Source organism: Amycolatopsis samaneae, from assembly GCF_039541975.1.
GTDB classification, from domain to species: domain Bacteria; phylum Actinomycetota; class Actinomycetes; order Mycobacteriales; family Pseudonocardiaceae; genus Amycolatopsis; species Amycolatopsis samaneae.
On sequence record NZ_BAABHG010000005.1, the window covers coordinates 266,715 to 284,011 of the forward strand.

Below are 17,297 nucleotides of genomic sequence, written 5' to 3' on the forward strand. Positions count from 1 at the left end.
AGCGCTGGGAAGGAGGCCTTCACGGCGTTCGACCCGCCGATGGTCACGCCGCGTGCGGATTGTCGGTGGCGTGTGGAACCCTGACGGGGTGGCCAGTAGCCCTTCTCACTCCCCGGCCGAGGCCTATGCGGCCTCCCAGCGCCGCGGCAGGTACCCCCAGCTGACCCGCTTCGCCGGCGAGGTGTCCTTCGAGTTCGACAATTTCCAGGTTCGCGGGTGCGAGGCGCTGGAAGACGGTCACGGCGTGCTGGTGTGCGCGCCCACCGGCGCCGGGAAGACCGTGGTCGGCGAGTTCGCGGTCCACCTGGCGCTCGCCGAGGGCCGAAAATGCTTCTACACCACGCCGATCAAGGCGCTGTCGAACCAGAAGTACGGCGACCTCGTCGAGCGCTACGGCAGCGACGCCGTGGGCCTGCTCACCGGGGACACCTCGATCAACGGGAACGCCCAGGTGGTCGTCATGACCACCGAGGTCCTGCGGAACATGCTCTACGCCGGATCGTCCACGATCACCGACCTCGGGTACGTCGTGATGGACGAGGTGCACTACCTCGCCGACCGGTTCCGCGGCGCGGTCTGGGAGGAGGTCATCCTCCACCTGCCCGGCCACGTCCGCGTCGTCGGCCTGTCGGCCACGGTGAGCAACGCCGAGGAGTTCGGCGAATGGCTGGTCGAGGTCCGCGGCGACACCACGGTCGTGGTCGACGAGCACCGGCCGGTCCCGCTGTGGCAGCACATGCTGGTCGGCAACCGCATGCTGGACCTCTTCGCGGGCGAGGAGGAACACAAACCCGGCGCCGAACTGCGCATCAACCCGACGCTGCTGCGCCGCACTGAGGAAATGGGGCGCCTGCACGTACCGGCGGGCTTCCGCGGCCGCCGCCGCGGCCAGCCACCCCGGGTGAACCGCTACCGGCCACCGTCCCGGGTCGACCTCGTCGAGCGGCTCGACGCCGCGGGTCTGCTCCCCGCGATCGACTTCATCTTCTCCCGCGCGGGCTGCGACGCCGCGGTGGGCCAGTGCGTCCGCTCCGGGCTGCGGCTCAACGGACCGGACGAGGTCGAGCAGGTCCGCCGGATCGTCGCCGAACGCACCGCGGACCTGCCCGAGGGCGACCTCGGGGTGCTCGGCTACTGGGAGTGGCGGGAAGCACTGGAACGCGGCATCGCGGGCCACCACGCCGGCCTGCTCCCCGCCTTCAAGGAGACCGTGGAGGAACTGTTCGTCCGCGGCCTGGTGAAGGTCGTGTTCGCCACCGAAACCCTCGCGCTGGGCATCAACATGCCCGCCCGCACCGTCGTGCTCGAACGACTCGTCAAGTACAACGGCGAAGCCCACGTCGACCTCACCCCCGGCGAGTACACCCAGCTGACCGGGCGGGCCGGGCGGCGGGGCATCGACATCGAAGGCCACGCCGTCGTGCTGTGGCAGCCCGGCGTGGACCCGAAGCAGGTCGCCGGGCTCGCCTCGACCCGGACCTACCCGCTGCGCTCCTCGTTCCGGCCCGGTTACAACATGGCGGTCAACCTGGTGGCCCAGGTCGGCGCCGAGCAGGCCAGGGAGCTGCTGGAGCAGTCCTTCGCGCAGTTCCAGGCCGACCGGTCGGTGGTCGGTACCGCGCGGCGCATCGAACGCAACAAGGAGGCGCTCAAGGGCTACACCGACGCCGTCACCGGTGACTTCGACGAGATGCTGGAGTACGTCGACCTGCGCGCGAAGATCTCCGCGCGGGAGAAGGCGCTTTCCCGGCAGAACACCGCGAGCCGGCGCGCGGGAACCCTGGAGTCACTGGAGAAACTGCGCAAGGGCGACGTGATCGCCGTCCCGGCCGGGCGCCGCGCCGGGCTCGCGGTGATCGTCGACCCCGGTCTCGACCCGATCCGCGAACCACGGCCGGTCGTGGTGACTGAGGACCGCTGGTCCGGACCACTGTCGGTGGCCGACTTCTCCGCCCCGGTCGAGCCGCTCGGCCGGATCCGGCTGCCCAAACACATCGAGCTCCGCTCGCCCAAGACGCGCCGGGACATCGCAGCCAGCCTGCGCAACGCCGGAATTTCCTTGCCTGGCAGGCAGAAACGGCGGTCCGGGACCAATGAGGACGGTGAGCTCTCCGCGCTGCGCCGCGCGCTGCGGGCCCACCCCTGCCACGGACTGGCCGAACGCGAGGCCAACCTGCGCTGGGTGGAGCGGCACCAGCGGCTGGCGGCGGAAACCCAGCAGCTGGAACGCAAGGTCGCGGCGACCACGCACTCGCTGGCCCGCGCGTTCGACCGGATCCTCGCGCTGCTCGGCGAACGCGGCTACCTCGCGGAAAAGGGCAAGGGCGAGGAGCGCGTGACCGAACACGGCAGGCGGCTCGCCCGGCTCTACAGCGAGTCGGACCTGCTGGCCGCCGAATGCATCCGGCACGGCGTCTGGAAGCAGCTCGGACCGGCCGAGCTCGCCGCGGTGGTGTCCACGCTGGTCTTCGAAGCCCGCCGGGACACCGCGGGTGAGCCCCGGCTGCCCGGCGGCGCGGTCCCGCAGGCCTGGCAGGAGACCACCAAGATCTGGGTGGACCTGACCGAGGACGAACGGCGGCACCGGTTGGACCGGACGCGGGAACCTGACGCGGGATTCGCCTGGCCGGTGTATCGGTGGGCACGCGGGGAATCCCTGGAAAAGGTCCTGACCGCCGCCGAGGCCAACGGCCAGGAACTGTCGGCAGGCGATTTCGTCCGCTGGTCGCGGCAGGTCATCGACCTGCTCGACCAGATCAGGGACGTGCTCGGCAAGGCCGACCCGGTCGGTGCCACGGCCGCTTCGGCGGTCCGGGCACTGCGCAGGGGCGTGGTCGCGGCGGGCGCGGCGTGAAACCGGCTGTTGTGCCGCCTCGCCGGGTACGACACCGTAAGGGGCGACACGTGTGCCGGGCTCCATCCTGTGGTTGGATCGCGCACGACACTGTGTGCGCGTGGCCCGGCGGAGGGTCCCGAGCGGCAGAAGGACACAGGCGAACTGGCGGAGGCGAACGATGAGCACGCCGTATGGCGGCAACGACCCGCAGCAGCAACCCCAGTGGGGTCAGCAGCCGCAGTACGGGCAACAGCCTGGGGGCGCTTATCCGCCGAGCGGGCCGCAGGAACAGCCGGGACAGGCCCAGCAGCCGCAGTGGGGCCAGCCCGCGCAGCCGCAACAGCAGCCCTACGACCCCGCGCAGCAGCAGTGGGCCCAGCAACAGCAGCAACCGGGGCAGACCCAGCAGTGGGGCCAGCAGCCTGGGTACGCCCAGCCGCAGCAACCCCAGTACGGCCAGCAGCCCCAGCAGTACGGGCAACCGCAGCAATACGGCCAGCAGCCGGGCGGCGCCTACCCGCCGAGCGGGCCGCAGGCGCAGCCGCAGTACGGCCAACCGGGCCAGCCTGGTCAGCCGGGACAGCCGGACTACGGCCAGTTCCCGCCCACCGGCGCCGCGGCCGCCGAGGGGGAGAAGCAGCCCAAGTCCAAGAAGGGCCTGCTGATCGGCGCGGGCGCCCTCGTCGTGGTGGTCGCCGTCGTGGCCGTCCTCGGCTTCGTCGCGCCGGGCTTCTTCAAGACCCAGGTGTTCGACAACGCCAAGATGCAGTCGGACGTGCAGAGCCTGCTCACCAACACCTACAAGATCGAGGGCGTCTCCGCGGTCTCCTGCCCGGCCGAGCAGAAGGTCTCCGACGGTGCGAAGTTCGCCTGCACCGCCACGATCGCCGGCAAACAGCAGCAGGTCCCGATCACGGTGAAGGGCACCGGCGGCAACTACGAGGTCTCCCCGCCCGCGGGACAGTAATCCCTGGCCCGCGCGGGCCGCGTCCTCGATGATCAGGAGATGAGCGACTTCGAGGTGCGGCCTCTCCGGGCCGACGAACACCGTGCCGCGGCGGATCTCTTCCGCGGCACACTGCATCGGCCGCCGATCACCGACGCCGAGTGGGAGCGGCTCAACCCGACGAGGGTGTCCTCGTCCGGGCTCGGCGCGTTCGACCCCGACCTCATCGGTGTCTGCCGTTCCTTCGGCGACGAACTCACCGTGCCCGGCGGGACACGGTTGCCGCTGGCGGCGGTCACGACGGTCGGCGTCCGTGCCGACCGGACCCGCCGTGGCGTGCTGAGCGCGTTGATGGCCGAACAGTTCGCCGACTTCGCGCGACGCGGCCTCCCGGTGGCGCTGCTGCACGCCTCGGAGGCCACCATCTACGGCCGCTTCGGCTACGGCATCGCGACACTGGGCCGGGACTACACGATCGACCGGCGCCGCGCCCGGCTGCGACCGGATGCCCCGCTGAGTGGTGAGGTGTCCCTGCTCGCCTTCGAGGAGGCGGTGCCGCGCTGGCCGGAGCTGTACGCGGGTCTGGACCACCTCCGGCCCGGTATGCTGACCCGCACGGCCGCCTCGTGGGCGATCTCCGAGAACTTCCACCGGCGGTTCACCGCACCGGTGATCACCGCGGTCCACCACGGCCCGCGCGGTGCCGACGGGTTCGCGGTGTACACGGTCGAGTTGGGCGAGACCGCCGTCCTGCACCTGACGATGCTGTACTACGCGACACCGGAAGCCTTCTCTGGTCTATGGCGGCACCTGCTCTCGGTGGACCTGGTCGACCGGATCCGGACCGAGGCGCGGTCCGTCGACGAGCCGATCGACCTGCTGCTCACCGATCCGCGGCTGGTCGTCACCGAGCGAGCCGCGGACGAGAGCTGGCTGCGCCTCGTCGACGTGCCCACCGCGCTCGCCGCCCGCGAATACCCGGGTGACCCGGTGGTGATCGAGGTGACGGATCCGGTACTCCCGGCCAACTCCGGCCGCTACCGGATCTCGGCCGACGGCGCCGCGCGCACCGGGGACCCGGCGGGACTCCGGCTCGACGCCGGCACACTCGCGATGGCCTATCTCGGCACCTGGCGTCCGTCCACTTTGGCGTCCGCGGGCCGGATCGAGGTCCGCGACCCGGCCGCGCTCGCCGCGGCGGATCGCCTGTTCAGCACGCACGCCCCCGCCTGGTGCGGTACGTTTTTCTGACATCGGAAGAGCACTCAGAGGCGGGGAAGTCCAGGCATGCGCGCGATGCTCGTGATCGGGTTGTGCTGCGCGGGCGCGATGGCGCTCGCCGGGTGCTCCGAGGCGGCGAGACCGGTCGTGCCGCCCACCGCGCCGACGACTTCCCCGCCCCCGGTGCGCACGACGACGAGCACCCCCGCGCCGCCCCCGCCCGGCCGGGTGTTCGACGCGGCGGCGATGAGTTCGGCCGTGCGGAAGATCCTCACCGAGACCTACAAGCTCAAGAACGTCGGCGAAGTCGGCTGCCCGCCGGGACAGCCGGTCACCGACGGTGAGCGGTTCACGTGTTCGGTCCGGATCGGCGGTACGGCGAAGGAGGTCCCGATCACGGTGACCGGTGGCGAGGGCCAGTACCGGGTGGACGCCCCGGCATAAACGGGATGCCGAGCGGTGCCCAGATTGGCATTATCGACCCCATGACCGATTTCGACGTACGCCCCGTCGCCGACGACGAACGCCGGGAAACCCTGGCCGTACTGCTGCAGTCGCTGCACGGAAAGCCGCTGACCGACGAGGAATGGGCGGAGATCGACTCGGCTTGGAAGACCGAAGGATCCTTCGCGGCCTTCGACGGGGACACGCCGATCGGGCTCGCGCACTCGTTCGGGACCGAACTGGTCGTCCCCGGCGGTGGCACCATCGAGGTGGCGGCGGTCGACGGCATCGGCGTCCGCGCGGACTGGACCCGCCGCGGCGTGCACACCGCGATGCAGCACGCGCAGCTCGCGTACTTCGCCGAGCGCGGCAAGATTCTCTCCTGCCTGCACGCCAGCGAAACCACCATCTACGGCCGGTTCGGCTACGGCGTGGGGACGCGCATCCGCACGCTCCGGATCGAGCGTCCGGCGGCCCGGCTGCGGGAGGGCGTACCGGTGGCCGAAGGACACGTCCGGTTCCTCAGCCCGGAGGAAGCCGTGAAGCAGGGGCCCGAGCTGTACCGCCGGGTCGGCCTGCACCGTCCCGGCATGCTCGCGCGGCCCGGCAACTGGTGGCCGACGATGTTCAACCGCGACGCCGGTCCGCAGGGCCGCTACCGCCTCGCTGTCCACAATGGACATGATGGTCCGGACGGCTACGTTCTCTACGAGACGGTGGAACGCGCCACCCTGGAGGACCCGGAAAAGGGCGCGCTGCTCCGGGTCCGCGACTTCCACGCCGCCACGCCCGAGGTGGAGAACGCCTTGTGGCGGTTCCTGCTGTCGGTGGACCTCGTCTCCGCCATCCACGTCAGGACCCGGCCGGTGGACGACGCGCTTCCCTTGCTGCTCAACGATTCCCGGCACGCCGGCACCCTCGCCGTCGAGGACGACCTGTGGGTGCGGCTGATCGACGTCGAGGCCGCGCTCGCCGCCCGGACCTACGGCGCCGCCGCGCCGGTGGTCATCGAGGTGACCGACGACCAGCTGCCGGGCAACACCGGCCGGTACGAGGTCGGGCCCGGCGGCGTCCGCCGCAGCGACGAAACCGCCGGGCTCCGGCTGGGCGTCGACGTGCTCGGCATGCTGTACCTGGGGGAGTGGCGCCCCGCCGACCTCGCCCGCTCGGGACGGATCGAGGTGCTCGACGCGGACTCGCTCGCCCGCGCGGACGTGCTGTTCCCCACCGCGGTCCACCCGTGGTGCGGCACGCCGTTCTGACCGACGCGGGAACTTGTTGGGCGGCTTGGGTGTGAGGGCCCCCTTGAGGGACTCTGAGTCCCTCAAGGGGGCCCTCACGGACTTGAAGATATTGCGTCCTTTGTGGACGGGAGCTTCGGGTGTCACCGCTTACCCTGTGGGCCGTCGACCGCTGCACGGACCTTGCGGTCAGAGGCGATCGTAGAGTGATGCCAACCTGGTGAGGACCGTGCCGGCGGCGTCGATCGCGCGCTCGTCGAGATCCCGGGTCAGCTCGCGCAGGCTGACGGCGAGGACACGGTCCCGTTCCTCGTGCCGGCGAAGGCCGGCTTCGGTCAAGGTCACGATCGAGGTACGGCGGTCACCGGAACCGGCTCGTTCCCGGGTGAGGTAGCCGGCGGTGACGAGGCCGTTGACCAGTTGGGTGACCGCGGCTCCGGTCGTCTCCACGTGCTCGGCGAGCTGTTTGACCGTCATCGGCCCGTGCTCGGCCAGGCTCTTGAGCGCCCGGGCGTGGGCGAGCGAGAGCGCCTCAGTGTTCCGGGTGGCGCGACCACGGAGCCGCGAGTCGGCGGCGCTGAGCCGGTAGGCGGCTCGTGCCAGCCGGGTGATCGCCTCGTCGCTGATGGGACTACCTCCTCCTGTGCGGCTGTGGCCGCGGCCTCATTCCTTGCCGGGCGAAGTCTACCCATGCCATATTGGCTAAGTACTTAGTCAATAAGAGGAGGCGATCATGACGACACGTTCGGCCGGGCAAAGCTGGGTCCTCGATATCGCACTGGCCCAGGGCGGGTTCGACGCACTGCACCCGGAAGGCAAGGGAACCCTGGAACAGCTGGGGCATGACCACACCGACTTCGACAAGGTGTTCGCGATGGTGCGCGCCGGGGCGATGCAGCCGAAGGCGTGGGCCACCGTCGCGAGTCAGGCCGAAGAGCGCGCCGTGCACCACGAGCGGCTGGGCTACCGGAGGACAGCATCGGACCTGTACCTGCGGGCGGCCGTGATGTACGGCCGGGCGCAGTACTCGATCTTCGACTCCGGCGACGGGCGCAAGGCGAAGCTTCGCGAACGCTGCGACTTCTGCGTGGCCCGGTTGGGCGAGCTGCGCGGCAACACGGTGCGCCGGGTCGAGCTCGAGTTCGAGGGCGCCAAGATCTTCGCGCTCCTCCACCTGCCCGCCCACCCGGTTTCCGGCGCCCCGGCGGTGATCCTCGGCCCCGGTATGGACATGATCAAGGAGGACTACATCTTCGCGGCCGAGCGCTACTACACCTCGCGCGGAATGGTGGCGCTGTCGGTCGAGGGGCCAGGCCAAGGGGAAACCCGGGCGCGCGGACTCACGGTGACTCTCGACAACTACGAGCGCGCCCTCGAGACCTACGCGGGGTACCTCGCCGACCTGTCCGAAGTGGACGAAAACCGGATCGGCGTGTTCGGCATCAGCATGAGCGGCTACTGGTCCCTGCGCGCCGCGTCGGCGCGGGACACCCGCCTGCGCGCGGTGGCGGCGTTCGAAGCGGTCTCCGGTGACTTCGAGACGATCTTCGAACGGGCGCAGCCGAGCTTCAAGAACAACTACATGTACATGGCGGGCTACACCGACGAAGCGGCGTTCGACCGGGACCTCAAGGAGCGGATGCCGCTGGGCGATCTCGTCGCCGGCATCAGCCGTCCGGTGCTGCTGGGCATCGGTGAGTTCGACGAGCTGACGCCAGTGGAGAGCGCACTGGAGACCTACGAAAAGATCCGTGCTCCCAAGGAGATGCGCGTCTACGAGGACGAGTTTCACCCACTGGGCGGAACGGCGGCGGAGGTGTTCGCGTTCGGCGCGGAGTGGCTGACACGGGCGCTGGCAGGGGAGTTCGACACGCCGGGCCGGGACGAGCGGTTCTTCGTCCACCGCGACGGCCGCACAACGGAGGGAACGGCCGACCCGCGCTGGTGGCTGGGCGCGACCCCGGCCGGCCTGACGGAAGCCCGCGGGGCACATCTTTCGTAGCCGGCACGGTGGTCCGGCTGACTGTCGATCACCTGCTCAGCGGCGGCGACCCGAAACCGCTCTGGCCGTGGTGGTCCAAAGTGGACACGGCCAAGGTGGAGGTCGACCGCTGCTGGCAAGCTTTCTGTTCACCTGAGAACTCAGGCGCCGGGAAGCGCCGCGAGCAGCCGTTCCACCGAACGGCCGAGATTCCACCGCTCGGCCAGTTCGAGCACCCGGTCCGGATCCGCGGGCGCGTTCGGCACCACGTCCGGCCGGGACTGCTCGACCGGCGCGTCGACCGCGACCCGCACCACGGTCGGCGCGACCGCCAGGTACTCGCCCGCGTCGGCGAGCTTCAGCCGCATCTTCAACGGCAATCGCGAGTCCCCCGACGCGGCGGCGGCCACGAGTTCCTCCAGCGTCCCGAACTGCGTGATCAGCTTCGCCGCGGTCTTCTCCCCGATCCCGGGGACCCCGGGCAGCCCGTCGGAGGGATCGCCGCGCAGCGCCGCCATGTCCGCGTAGGCCGGACCGGCCTGTGCGACGGGCACCCCGTACTTCTCGGCGATCTCCGCCGGGCCGAGCACCTCGGCCTTCGCCCAGCCCTTGCCGACGTACACCACCGCTGCGGGCGTCGGCTCGGCACGGACCAGCTGGAACAGGTCCCGGTCTCCGGTGATCACCTCGACCGCCGCGTCCCGCTCCCGCGTCGCGAGCGCGCCGATGACGTCGTCGGCCTCGTAGCCGGCCGCCTCGGCGGTGGCGAACCCGAACGCCTCCAGCACGTCGAGGATGATCGGCACCTGCGGGGTCAGCGTGTCGGGCACCTCCTCGGTGTCCGGCTCGCCGTGCCCGGGTACCGCCACGCGGTGTGCCTTGTAGCTGGGCAGCAGGTCGGTGCGGAACTTCGGCCGCCAGTCGGCGTCGAGGCAGGCCACCAGCCGCGAGGGCCGCCGGTCGGTGAGGATCCTGGCCAGCGTGTCGGTGAAACCGCGTACCGCGTTGACCGGCGTCCCGTCGGGAGCGGTCATCGAATCGGGCAGCGCGAAGTACGAGCGGAAGTAGAGGCTCGCGGAGTCGAGGAGTGCGAGTGGTCCGGTCACTCGCACAGCCTGCCATGTCCGTCCGCTCCTGGCCTGGGCCACGCCGAAGGCCGGGGGCAGGTCGGTCGCGCGGAGGCCGGAAGCCGGGTCGCCGCGCGGCGACTCACCACCCAGACCGTCAGCCCGCAGAGGGCGAAGGCCGCGCCGAGCACGCTGGAGCCGGTCCACCCGGCACCGGCGAACGCGGTGGTGGTCGTGGTGGCGCCCAGCGCGGAGCCGAGCGAGTAGAGGATCATGTAGCCGCCGACGACACTGCTGGTGCGGTCCGGGTGGGCGGCGGTGAGCAGGTGCTGGTTGCTGACGTGCACGGCCTGGACGGCGAAGTCGAGCACGACCACGCCGAGGACGACGAGCCACAGCGACCAGGCCGCCTGCCCGATGGCCAGCCACGACGCGGCGAGGAGAACGAGCGCTCCGCCGGTGACGACCCCGGCGAACCCGCCGTCGGCCCAGCGTCCCGCCCTGGCCGCACCGAGCGCGCCGAACAGCCCGGCGAGGCCGAACAGCCCGATCTGCGCCGTGCTCAGCTGCCACGGGGCGGCCGCGAGCGGCAGCGCCAGACCGCTCCACAGAGCGCCGAAGGACGCGAACAGGAAGAACGCGATCAGGCCGCGGGAGAGGAACAGGGGCTCGCGGAACAGTCCGCCCAGCGACGTCAGCACCCGCCGGTAGGTGACCCGGCCGGCGCGCGGGTCCGGCGGCAGGGTCTTCAGCACGAGGCACCCCAGCGCCACCAGGAACACCGCGAGCGCGACATACACGCTGCGCCAGCCCCACAACGCGGCCAGCGCACCGGCGGCGGCGCGCGCCCCGAGAATGCCGATCACCACCCCGGAGGTGACCACCCCGAGCGTGCGGCCGCGTTCCCCCGGCGTGGACAGCGCGGCGGCGTAGGCGACGGCCACCTGCACGACGACCGCGAACAGGCCGGTGATCACGAGCCCGGCGAGCAGCGTCCAGGTCCGGGTGGCGGTCGCGGCCAGCACCGCGCCCGCCGCGGTCAGCAGAAGATGGCCGGCCACGAGTTTGCGCCGATCGACCATGTCGCCCAGGGGGACCAGCGCCGCCAGGCCCGCCAGGTAGCCGAGCTGGCCGGCGGCCACGATCCAGCCCAGCCGTGCCTCCGGCACGCCCAGCTCGGCGCCGATCTGGGCGAGTACCGGCTGTGCGGCGTAGATGCTCGCCACGGCGACCGCGCAGATCGTGGCGAACAACGTCCTCCGCCCGATGGTCAGTGCCATGCGCACTCCTCAATTGGTAGCAGATTGCAACTGATCTGACCGTACGGCAGAATGGTTTCAATCAGCAACTCTTCTTCGGAGGCGGGATGACCACGATCGACACCGGGGGCGTGACCTGGACCGACCCGTCCTGTCCGGTGGCGCGGACCCTCGACCTGGTCGGCGACCGGTGGAGCCTGCTCATCGTCCGCGACGCGATGGACGGCGCGCGCGCGTTCACCGACTTCCAGCAGCGCACCGGCATCGCCCGCAACATCCTCACCGACCGGCTGCGCCGCCTGGTCGAGCGTGGCGTCCTCGACCGCGAGGCCGCGCCGTCGGGCAGACGGCAGATCTACACGCTCACCGCCGCCGGGCGTGACCTGTTCGCCGTCGTCGTCGCCCTGCGGCAATGGGGCGAGCGGCATGCCTTCGGTGCCGGTGAGACCCACTCGGTCCTCGTCGACGAACGCGGTCTTCCGCTTCCCGAACTGCGGCCGGTCGGCTCGGGTGGCGATCCCGTCGACGTCGGCACGGCCTCGGTGCGCAAGGGGGACTGAGGTGGCCGGAGTTGGTTCAACGGATCAGAAAGTTTAACTGTTGCACTTAGTGAGTGACTGTGGTTTTCTGGTCGTGCCGGTCCTCCCGGCGACTCCCGCTTCCGGAAGGACCTCGTCATGGACTCCTCCACCACACCCCGTGTCGCGATCGTCGGCGGCGGCCTCGGCGGCCTGCTCTGCGCCCGCGTCCTCCAGCTCCACGGCCGGCCCGTCACCGTCTTCGAAGGCGAGCCGTCGCCCGAGGCCCGTGGCCAGGGCGGCACCCTCGACATGCACCCCGAGACCGGCCAGGTCGCCCTGCGCGCGGCCGGGCTCCTCGAAAAGTTTCAGGCGCTGTCGCGCCCCGAAGGGCAGGAATGGCGGCTGCTCGACCACGTCACCGGGGCCGTGCTCAGCGGAGAGATCCCCGACGGCGGCGACGAGGAACGACCGGAGATCGACCGGGGCCGGCTGCGCGGTCTCCTCCTCGGCTCGCTGCGGCCCGGCACCGTCCACTGGGGACACTCGGTCGGCGGCGTGACCCCGCACCCTGACGGCACCTGCCAGGTGCGCTTCCGCGAGGGCGGCTCCGAACACTTCGACCTCGTCATCGGCGCGGACGGCGCCTGGTCGCGGGTCCGGCCCGGGGTGTCGGACGCGGTACCGGCCTACACCGGCGTCACCTTCGTCGAGACGGGCCTCGACGACGTCGACACCCGGCACCCCGCTCTCGCCGGACTGACCGGCGAGGGCACGATGATGGCGAAGGCGCCCGGCCGCGGCCTGTTCGTGCAGCGCAACAGCGGCGGCCACATCCGTGTCTACGCCGCCCTTCGCGTGCCCGAGGACTGGTACGTGGCCGGGAGACTGGACTTCGCGGACACCGAGGCGGTGCGGGCCGATCTGCTCGCCAGGTACACGGGCTGGGACCCGGCCCTGCTCGGGTTCCTCCGGGGCAACGACAGCGGGTTCGTCAACCGGCCGCTGCACGCGCTTCCCGCGCCGCACAGCTGGGACCACGTCCCCGGCGTCACCCTGCTCGGCGACGCGGCCCACCTGATGCCGCCGCTCGGGGTCGGCGCGAACCTCGCCATGCTCGACGGCGCCGAACTCGCGCAGGCGCTGATCGCCGAACCCACGGTCGACGACGCCGTCCGGGCTTACGAAAGCGTCATGCTCCCGCGCGCCGGAGAACTGGCGAAAGCCACCGCGGAAGGACTCGGGCACCTCCTGCCCGGCTGAGCGTTCACCGGTCCGGCGCGGCCGACACGGGCCCGGGGGAGCAGCGGCGCGACGGGCGGGGAGTACTAGGCTCGCAAGCATGTCGCGCCGTTCCCTGCACAACCCAGCCCCCGACGCCGCCGCACTGCGTGCCCGCCTCGACCGTGCCCGCGCCGCCGCGGCGGCCGCCGACACCGACGCGCTGCTGATCACGCCCGGTTCCGACCTGCGGTACCTGATCGGCCAGGCCGGTGGCTCCTTCGAGCGGCTCACCACGCTCGTCGTCCCGGCCGAGGGCACCCCGGCGCTCGTGGTTCCGAAGCTGGAGGCCCCCGGCTACGCCGACGTCCCGACCGACGAACTCGGCATCGAGCTGCTGACCTGGGTCGACGGCGACGACGCCTACCAGCTGGTCGCCGACCGGCTCGGCAAGGCAGGCCGGGTCGCGGTCAGCGACGTCACCCCCGCCCTGCACGTGCTCGCGCTGCGCGCCGCGCTCGGCGAGGCCGAGCAGACCCTCGCCGGGCCGGTCGTGCGGGAACTGCGGATGCGCAAGGACGCCGCCGAGATCGCGGCCCTGCGCGCCGCGGGCGCGGCCATCGACCGGGTGCACGCCAGGGTCCACGAATGGCTGCGGCCGGGCCGCACCGAGGCGGAGGTCGGCGCCGACATCACCGCCGCGATCGTCGAGGAGGGCCACACGCACGCCGACTTCGTGATCGTCGGCTCCGGGCCCAACGGCGCCAGCCCGCACCACGACGTCTCCGGCCGCGTCATCGAGCGTGGCGACGTCGTCGTGGTCGACATCGGCGGCCCGATCGCCGAGGGCTACAACTCCGACTCCACCCGCACCTACGCGGTCGGCACCCCGCGCGACGCCGACGTGGCCGAGACCTACGCCGTGCTGGAGCGCGCCCAGCGCGCCGCGGTCGAGGCGGTCCGGCCCGGCGTCACCGCCGAGCAGGTCGACGCCGCCGCCCGCGACATCATCGCCGACGCGGGATTCGGCGAGTACTTCATCCACCGCACCGGCCACGGCATCGGGCTCGACGTGCACGAGGAGCCCTACATCATCGCGGGCAACGCGCTGCCGCTGGAGCCGGGCATGGCCTTCAGCGTCGAGCCTGGCATCTACCAGGCGGGCCGCTGGGGCGCGCGGATCGAGGACATCGTCGTGGTCACCGAGGACGGCGTGGAGTCGCTCAACAACCAGCCGCACGAGCTGGTCGTGCTCGACGCATGAGCGACGGATTCGACGACACCGGCTCGCGGAGCGAGGCGATCGCATGAGCGACGCTTGCGAGCGAATCGAAGACATCATGCGCCAAAAGGGGTTCGACACTGTCTCGCGGAGCGAGGCGATCGCATGAGCGGATCGGGGCCGCTGGAGCCGCTCGACCAGGCGATCGTGCAGGAGCTGGCGGCGGACGGGCGGCGCAGCTTCACCGACCTGGCCGAACGGGTCGGACTGTCGGTTTCGGCGGTCCACCAGCGGGTGCGGCGTCTCGAGCAGCGGGGCGTCATCCTCGGGTACACCGCGCGCCTGGACGGCGAGCAGATCGGGCTGCCGCTGACGGCGCTGATCTCGCTGACGCCCAACGATCCGGCCGCGCCGGACGACTATCCGCAGCGGATCCAGCACATCACCGAGATCGAGTCCTGCTACTCGGTGGCCGGTGACGAGTCCTACATCCTGCTGGTCCGGGTGGCCTCGCCGCTGGGGCTGGAGGACCTGCTGCGCCGGATCCGGGAGGCCGCGAAGGTGTCCACCCGGACCACGGTGGTGCTCTCCACCCCGTTCGAGGGCCGGTCGCCGACGCTCTGACCCGCGCGAACCGGCGACAAACAGAAACCCGCACAGCGGGCCGAACACTGGTACGGTAAAAGGTATGGCAACACGTAAGGTGACTCTTTCGCTGGACAGTGGCGCCCTCGAATTCGCCGAGCGCGCCGCGAAGGCACACGGGATCTCGGTCTCGTCCTGGCTGTCGAAGGCGGCCAGGCGCGAGGCGGTCCGTACCGGGTACACCCCGCAGAAGTCCCCGGCGCAGCCCACCGCGGAACTGGACGAGGCCGAACGCACCGCGGCGGAGAAGGATCTGCGTGCGCAGGGGTGAAGTCTGGACCTACCACCCGCCGACCGACCCTTCCCGGCAGCGCACGGTGGTGCTGCTGTCCTCGGACGGAGTGAACGAATCCGAGCGGCCGTGGCTGCTCGGCACCGAACTGCTCGACCATGATCCCCAGGACATCCTCGGCGTAGCCGTCGACGCGCGCTACTGGGTGTCCACGCTCAACCTCACGCGGCTCTACCGCCCGTGGTTCGACGAACGCATCGCCGAGATCGACCTGGAAGTCCAGGAACGCATCGACATCGCGTTGCGGGCCGCGCTGGACCTCTGAACGCCACCCGGCCACACGCACCGGCTCAGCGGGCGGTGACCTCCGGCGCCGGATGCAGGTGCCCGTCCGGTCCGGCCAGACAACTCGCGTTGCCCTCCCGCGTGGCGAGGAACTCGTTGAGGCAGTTCGCGACCTCGGCATGTCCGTTCGCGTTGGGGTGGAAGGATTCCTGCAGCGCGTGCGAGGCACGCTCGACCTGGGTGAGGTCACCCAGCTGCAGCGTCAGCCGCGTGAACCACTCCCGGCTCGGGTCCGCGCCGCCGCTGCACGCCTCGTGCCCGGCACCGGCCTTCGCGAGGTCGAGAAACCGCGCGCCTGTCTGCCGCGCCGCCTCCTTCAATCCACGCGAGAGCGTGGTGACCCCGTCCCGCGCGATCCACTGGAGATCGTCGGGACGGAACGGGCAACCGTTGAGGTTGCGCAGCGCCTCCGGAATCCCCGGGCCGACCGGGGTGGCGTAGGACTGGAGCACCAGCTGGTAGTCCGCCGGCACGTACCCGGCGCGCGCCAGCACCGATTTGACGTCGTCGACCGCCTTGACCACCTTCGGCACCATCGCGTCCACTTTGGACTGCCAGTCCCGCTGCATCGCGACGCTGCACGAGGGCAGGCCGGCGGAGAACCAGGCCTTGAAGCACTCGGTGACCTGCGCGGAGAACTTCGGATCGTCGTTCGCGCCGACCGCGATCACCACCACCGGCACCCGGTGATCCTTGACCAGCGTCGCGAGCTGCTGTGCCTGGGAGCCCTCGGTCCACTGTTTCGCGTCGCCGAGCCCGACCTGCGCCGAGGGCGCGCCGGAACAGGCGAGGTTGACCCGCTGCAGGATCCCGGGGAACCGGATCTTCTGGATAAACGCGTTCGGCGAACGATGGCACCAGTCGCCGTTCTGCCCGTTCGTCTCGGCGGTGTAGGCCCCGGCGCCCTCGCCGGACACGGTGCTGTCCCCGAGCGCGACGGCGGTCAACGGGCCGCTGCCCGGCGGGCTGGGCCGGGGGAGCGGTTGCCCGTTACGGCTTTCCGCGCCGAACAGGACGAAAATACCCACCAGCACCGCCACGGCGGCGAGCACCAAGGCTCCCCACCACCACCGAAAGCGTCGCATCATCGCCAGTCTACGGATCCCCGGGCCCGCCCGGGGTCAGTCCCGCCCGATCAGCTCGGCGAACCGCGCCGGCCCGATGTTGCCGCCGGAGACGATCACCCCGGCCCGGCCGGCGGCGGCGACCTTGCCACTCAGCAACGCCGCGATCCCGGTGGCGCCACTGGGTTCGACGACGATCTTCAGCCGCTCGAACGCGAAGCGCATCGCCGCGCGGATCTCGTCGTCGGTCACCAGCGCGACGTCGTCCACGACCTCGCGGTTGATCGAGAACGTCAGTTCCCCGGGGATCTCCGCGGCCTGCCCGTCCGCGATGGTGCGGGGCACCTCGATCCGGACGCGCTCGCCCGCGTCGAGCGACCGCTTCGTGTCGTCCCCGGCGGCCGGTTCGACGCCCACCACCCGGATTCCGGGCCGCAGCGCCTTCGCCGCGGTACCGCTGCCCGCGATGAGACCACCACCGCCGATCGGGACCACGAGCGTGTCGAGCGGGCCGGTCTCCTCGATCAGCTCCAGCGCCGTGGTGCCCTGCCCGGCGATCACGTGCGGGTGCTCATACGGCGGAATGAGCGCGAGGCCGCGTTCCTCGGCCAGCGCGGCCCCGAGGGCGACCCGGTCGCCGGTGTAGCGGTCGTAGGTGACGATCTCGGCGCCGTAGCCCGCCGTCGCGTCTACTTTGGACTTCGGGGTGTCCTCGGGCATCAGGACCACCGCGCTGCTGCCCAGCTCCGCCGCCGCGAGCGCGACGGCCTGCGCGTGGTTGCCGGACGAGTACGCCACGACGCCCTTGTTCAGCTGCTCCGGCGAAAGCCGCGAGACCGCGTTGTAGGCGCCACGGAACTTGAAGGCGCCGATGCGCTGGAAGTTCTCGCACTTGATGAACACCTCGGCCCCGACGCGCTCGTCGAGCGTGCGCGACCGCACCACCGGGGTGTGGTGCGCCACACCGGACAGGCGCGCGGCCGCGTTCTTGATGTCGTCGAAGGTGACGGCGGGCATGATGCTCCTCCGAGAGCGAGGCTGGGGTGATCGTTCTC

General features: G+C 71.2%; 17 protein-coding genes. 12 read left to right on the plus strand and 5 right to left on the minus strand.

Going from position 1 to position 17,297, the window contains the following annotated elements:
- The first annotated feature begins 88 nt into the window (after positions 1 to 88).
- The 5 genes from ABD987_RS14910 (at position 89) to ABD987_RS14930 (ending at position 6,709) form a co-directional block, all read left to right on the plus strand.
- Positions 89 to 2,854 carry a DEAD/DEAH box helicase gene (locus ABD987_RS14910; RefSeq protein WP_345392414.1) on the plus strand — a complete coding sequence of 922 codons (2,766 nt, stop codon included), beginning with the start codon at positions 89 to 91 and terminating at the stop codon, positions 2,852 to 2,854.
- A 160-nt stretch (positions 2,855 to 3,014) separates the two neighbouring features.
- Complete coding sequence (locus ABD987_RS14915) at positions 3,015 to 3,803, plus strand: DUF4333 domain-containing protein (RefSeq protein WP_345392417.1); 789 nt, start codon at positions 3,015 to 3,017, stop codon at positions 3,801 to 3,803.
- A 39-nt stretch (positions 3,804 to 3,842) separates the two neighbouring features.
- On the plus strand, positions 3,843 to 5,033 hold the full coding sequence (locus tag ABD987_RS14920) for a GNAT family N-acetyltransferase (protein WP_345392420.1): 1,191 nt from the start codon (positions 3,843 to 3,845) through the stop codon (positions 5,031 to 5,033).
- 36 nt (positions 5,034 to 5,069) lie between these two features.
- A complete protein-coding gene (locus ABD987_RS14925; RefSeq protein WP_345392423.1) occupies positions 5,070 to 5,447 on the plus strand; it encodes a DUF4333 domain-containing protein in 378 nt (125 codons plus the stop codon).
- Positions 5,448 to 5,488: 41 nt separating this feature from the next.
- Positions 5,489 to 6,709, plus strand: coding sequence for a GNAT family N-acetyltransferase (locus ABD987_RS14930; RefSeq protein ID WP_345392426.1), 1,221 nt, complete (start codon positions 5,489 to 5,491; stop codon positions 6,707 to 6,709).
- A 168-nt stretch (positions 6,710 to 6,877) separates the two neighbouring features.
- Here the strand turns inward: ABD987_RS14930 and ABD987_RS14935 are convergent, their stop codons facing one another.
- Entirely contained in the window at positions 6,878 to 7,315 is a 438-nt protein-coding gene (locus ABD987_RS14935; protein ID WP_345393394.1) for a MarR family winged helix-turn-helix transcriptional regulator, read from the minus strand.
- Positions 7,316 to 7,421: 106 nt separating this feature from the next.
- On the opposite strand from ABD987_RS14935, the gene ABD987_RS14940 reads away from it, so the two are divergent.
- A complete protein-coding gene (locus ABD987_RS14940) occupies positions 7,422 to 8,690 on the plus strand; it encodes an alpha/beta hydrolase (protein WP_345392429.1) in 1,269 nt (422 codons plus the stop codon).
- 140 nt (positions 8,691 to 8,830) lie between these two features.
- Here the strand turns inward: ABD987_RS14940 and ABD987_RS14945 are convergent, their stop codons facing one another.
- Together ABD987_RS14945 and ABD987_RS14950 are read right to left on the minus strand one after the other, a co-directional pair.
- A complete protein-coding gene (locus ABD987_RS14945; protein ID WP_345392432.1) occupies positions 8,831 to 9,775 on the minus strand; it encodes a 5'-3' exonuclease in 945 nt (314 codons plus the stop codon).
- Positions 9,772 to 11,016: an MFS transporter gene (locus ABD987_RS14950; protein ID WP_345392435.1), complete on the minus strand. Its 1,245-nt coding sequence runs from the start codon at positions 11,014 to 11,016 to the stop codon at positions 9,772 to 9,774. The genes ABD987_RS14945 and ABD987_RS14950 overlap by 4 nt, the downstream gene beginning before the upstream one ends.
- A gap of 86 nt (positions 11,017 to 11,102) precedes the next feature.
- On the opposite strand from ABD987_RS14950, the gene ABD987_RS14955 reads away from it, so the two are divergent.
- The 6 genes from ABD987_RS14955 (at position 11,103) to ABD987_RS14980 (ending at position 15,158) form a co-directional block, all read left to right on the plus strand.
- Positions 11,103 to 11,555 (plus strand): winged helix-turn-helix transcriptional regulator, encoded by a 453-nt coding sequence (locus ABD987_RS14955; RefSeq protein ID WP_345392438.1) that lies wholly within the window; start codon positions 11,103 to 11,105, stop codon positions 11,553 to 11,555.
- A 117-nt stretch (positions 11,556 to 11,672) separates the two neighbouring features.
- Positions 11,673 to 12,776: an FAD-dependent oxidoreductase gene (locus tag ABD987_RS14960; protein WP_345392441.1), complete on the plus strand. Its 1,104-nt coding sequence runs from the start codon at positions 11,673 to 11,675 to the stop codon at positions 12,774 to 12,776.
- Positions 12,777 to 12,855: 79 nt separating this feature from the next.
- Complete coding sequence (locus ABD987_RS14965; RefSeq protein ID WP_345392444.1) at positions 12,856 to 13,998, plus strand: M24 family metallopeptidase; 1,143 nt, start codon at positions 12,856 to 12,858, stop codon at positions 13,996 to 13,998.
- A gap of 123 nt (positions 13,999 to 14,121) precedes the next feature.
- Positions 14,122 to 14,580, plus strand: coding sequence for an Lrp/AsnC family transcriptional regulator (locus ABD987_RS14970; protein ID WP_345392447.1), 459 nt, complete (start codon positions 14,122 to 14,124; stop codon positions 14,578 to 14,580).
- Between the two features lie 64 nt (positions 14,581 to 14,644).
- Positions 14,645 to 14,872, plus strand: coding sequence for a hypothetical protein (locus ABD987_RS14975; protein ID WP_345392450.1), 228 nt, complete (start codon positions 14,645 to 14,647; stop codon positions 14,870 to 14,872).
- Complete coding sequence (locus ABD987_RS14980; protein ID WP_345392453.1) at positions 14,859 to 15,158, plus strand: hypothetical protein; 300 nt, start codon at positions 14,859 to 14,861, stop codon at positions 15,156 to 15,158. The genes ABD987_RS14975 and ABD987_RS14980 overlap by 14 nt, the downstream gene beginning before the upstream one ends.
- Before the next feature lie 25 nt (positions 15,159 to 15,183).
- Here ABD987_RS14980 and ABD987_RS14985 read toward each other — a convergent pair whose 3' ends face one another.
- Positions 15,184 to 16,263 carry a GDSL-type esterase/lipase family protein gene (locus ABD987_RS14985; protein ID WP_345392456.1) on the minus strand — a complete coding sequence of 360 codons (1,080 nt, stop codon included), beginning with the start codon at positions 16,261 to 16,263 and terminating at the stop codon, positions 15,184 to 15,186.
- A gap of 36 nt (positions 16,264 to 16,299) precedes the next feature.
- On the minus strand, positions 16,300 to 17,259 hold the full coding sequence (locus tag ABD987_RS14990; RefSeq protein ID WP_378214027.1) for a pyridoxal-phosphate dependent enzyme: 960 nt from the start codon (positions 17,257 to 17,259) through the stop codon (positions 16,300 to 16,302).
- Positions 17,260 to 17,297: the final 38 nt, after the last annotated feature.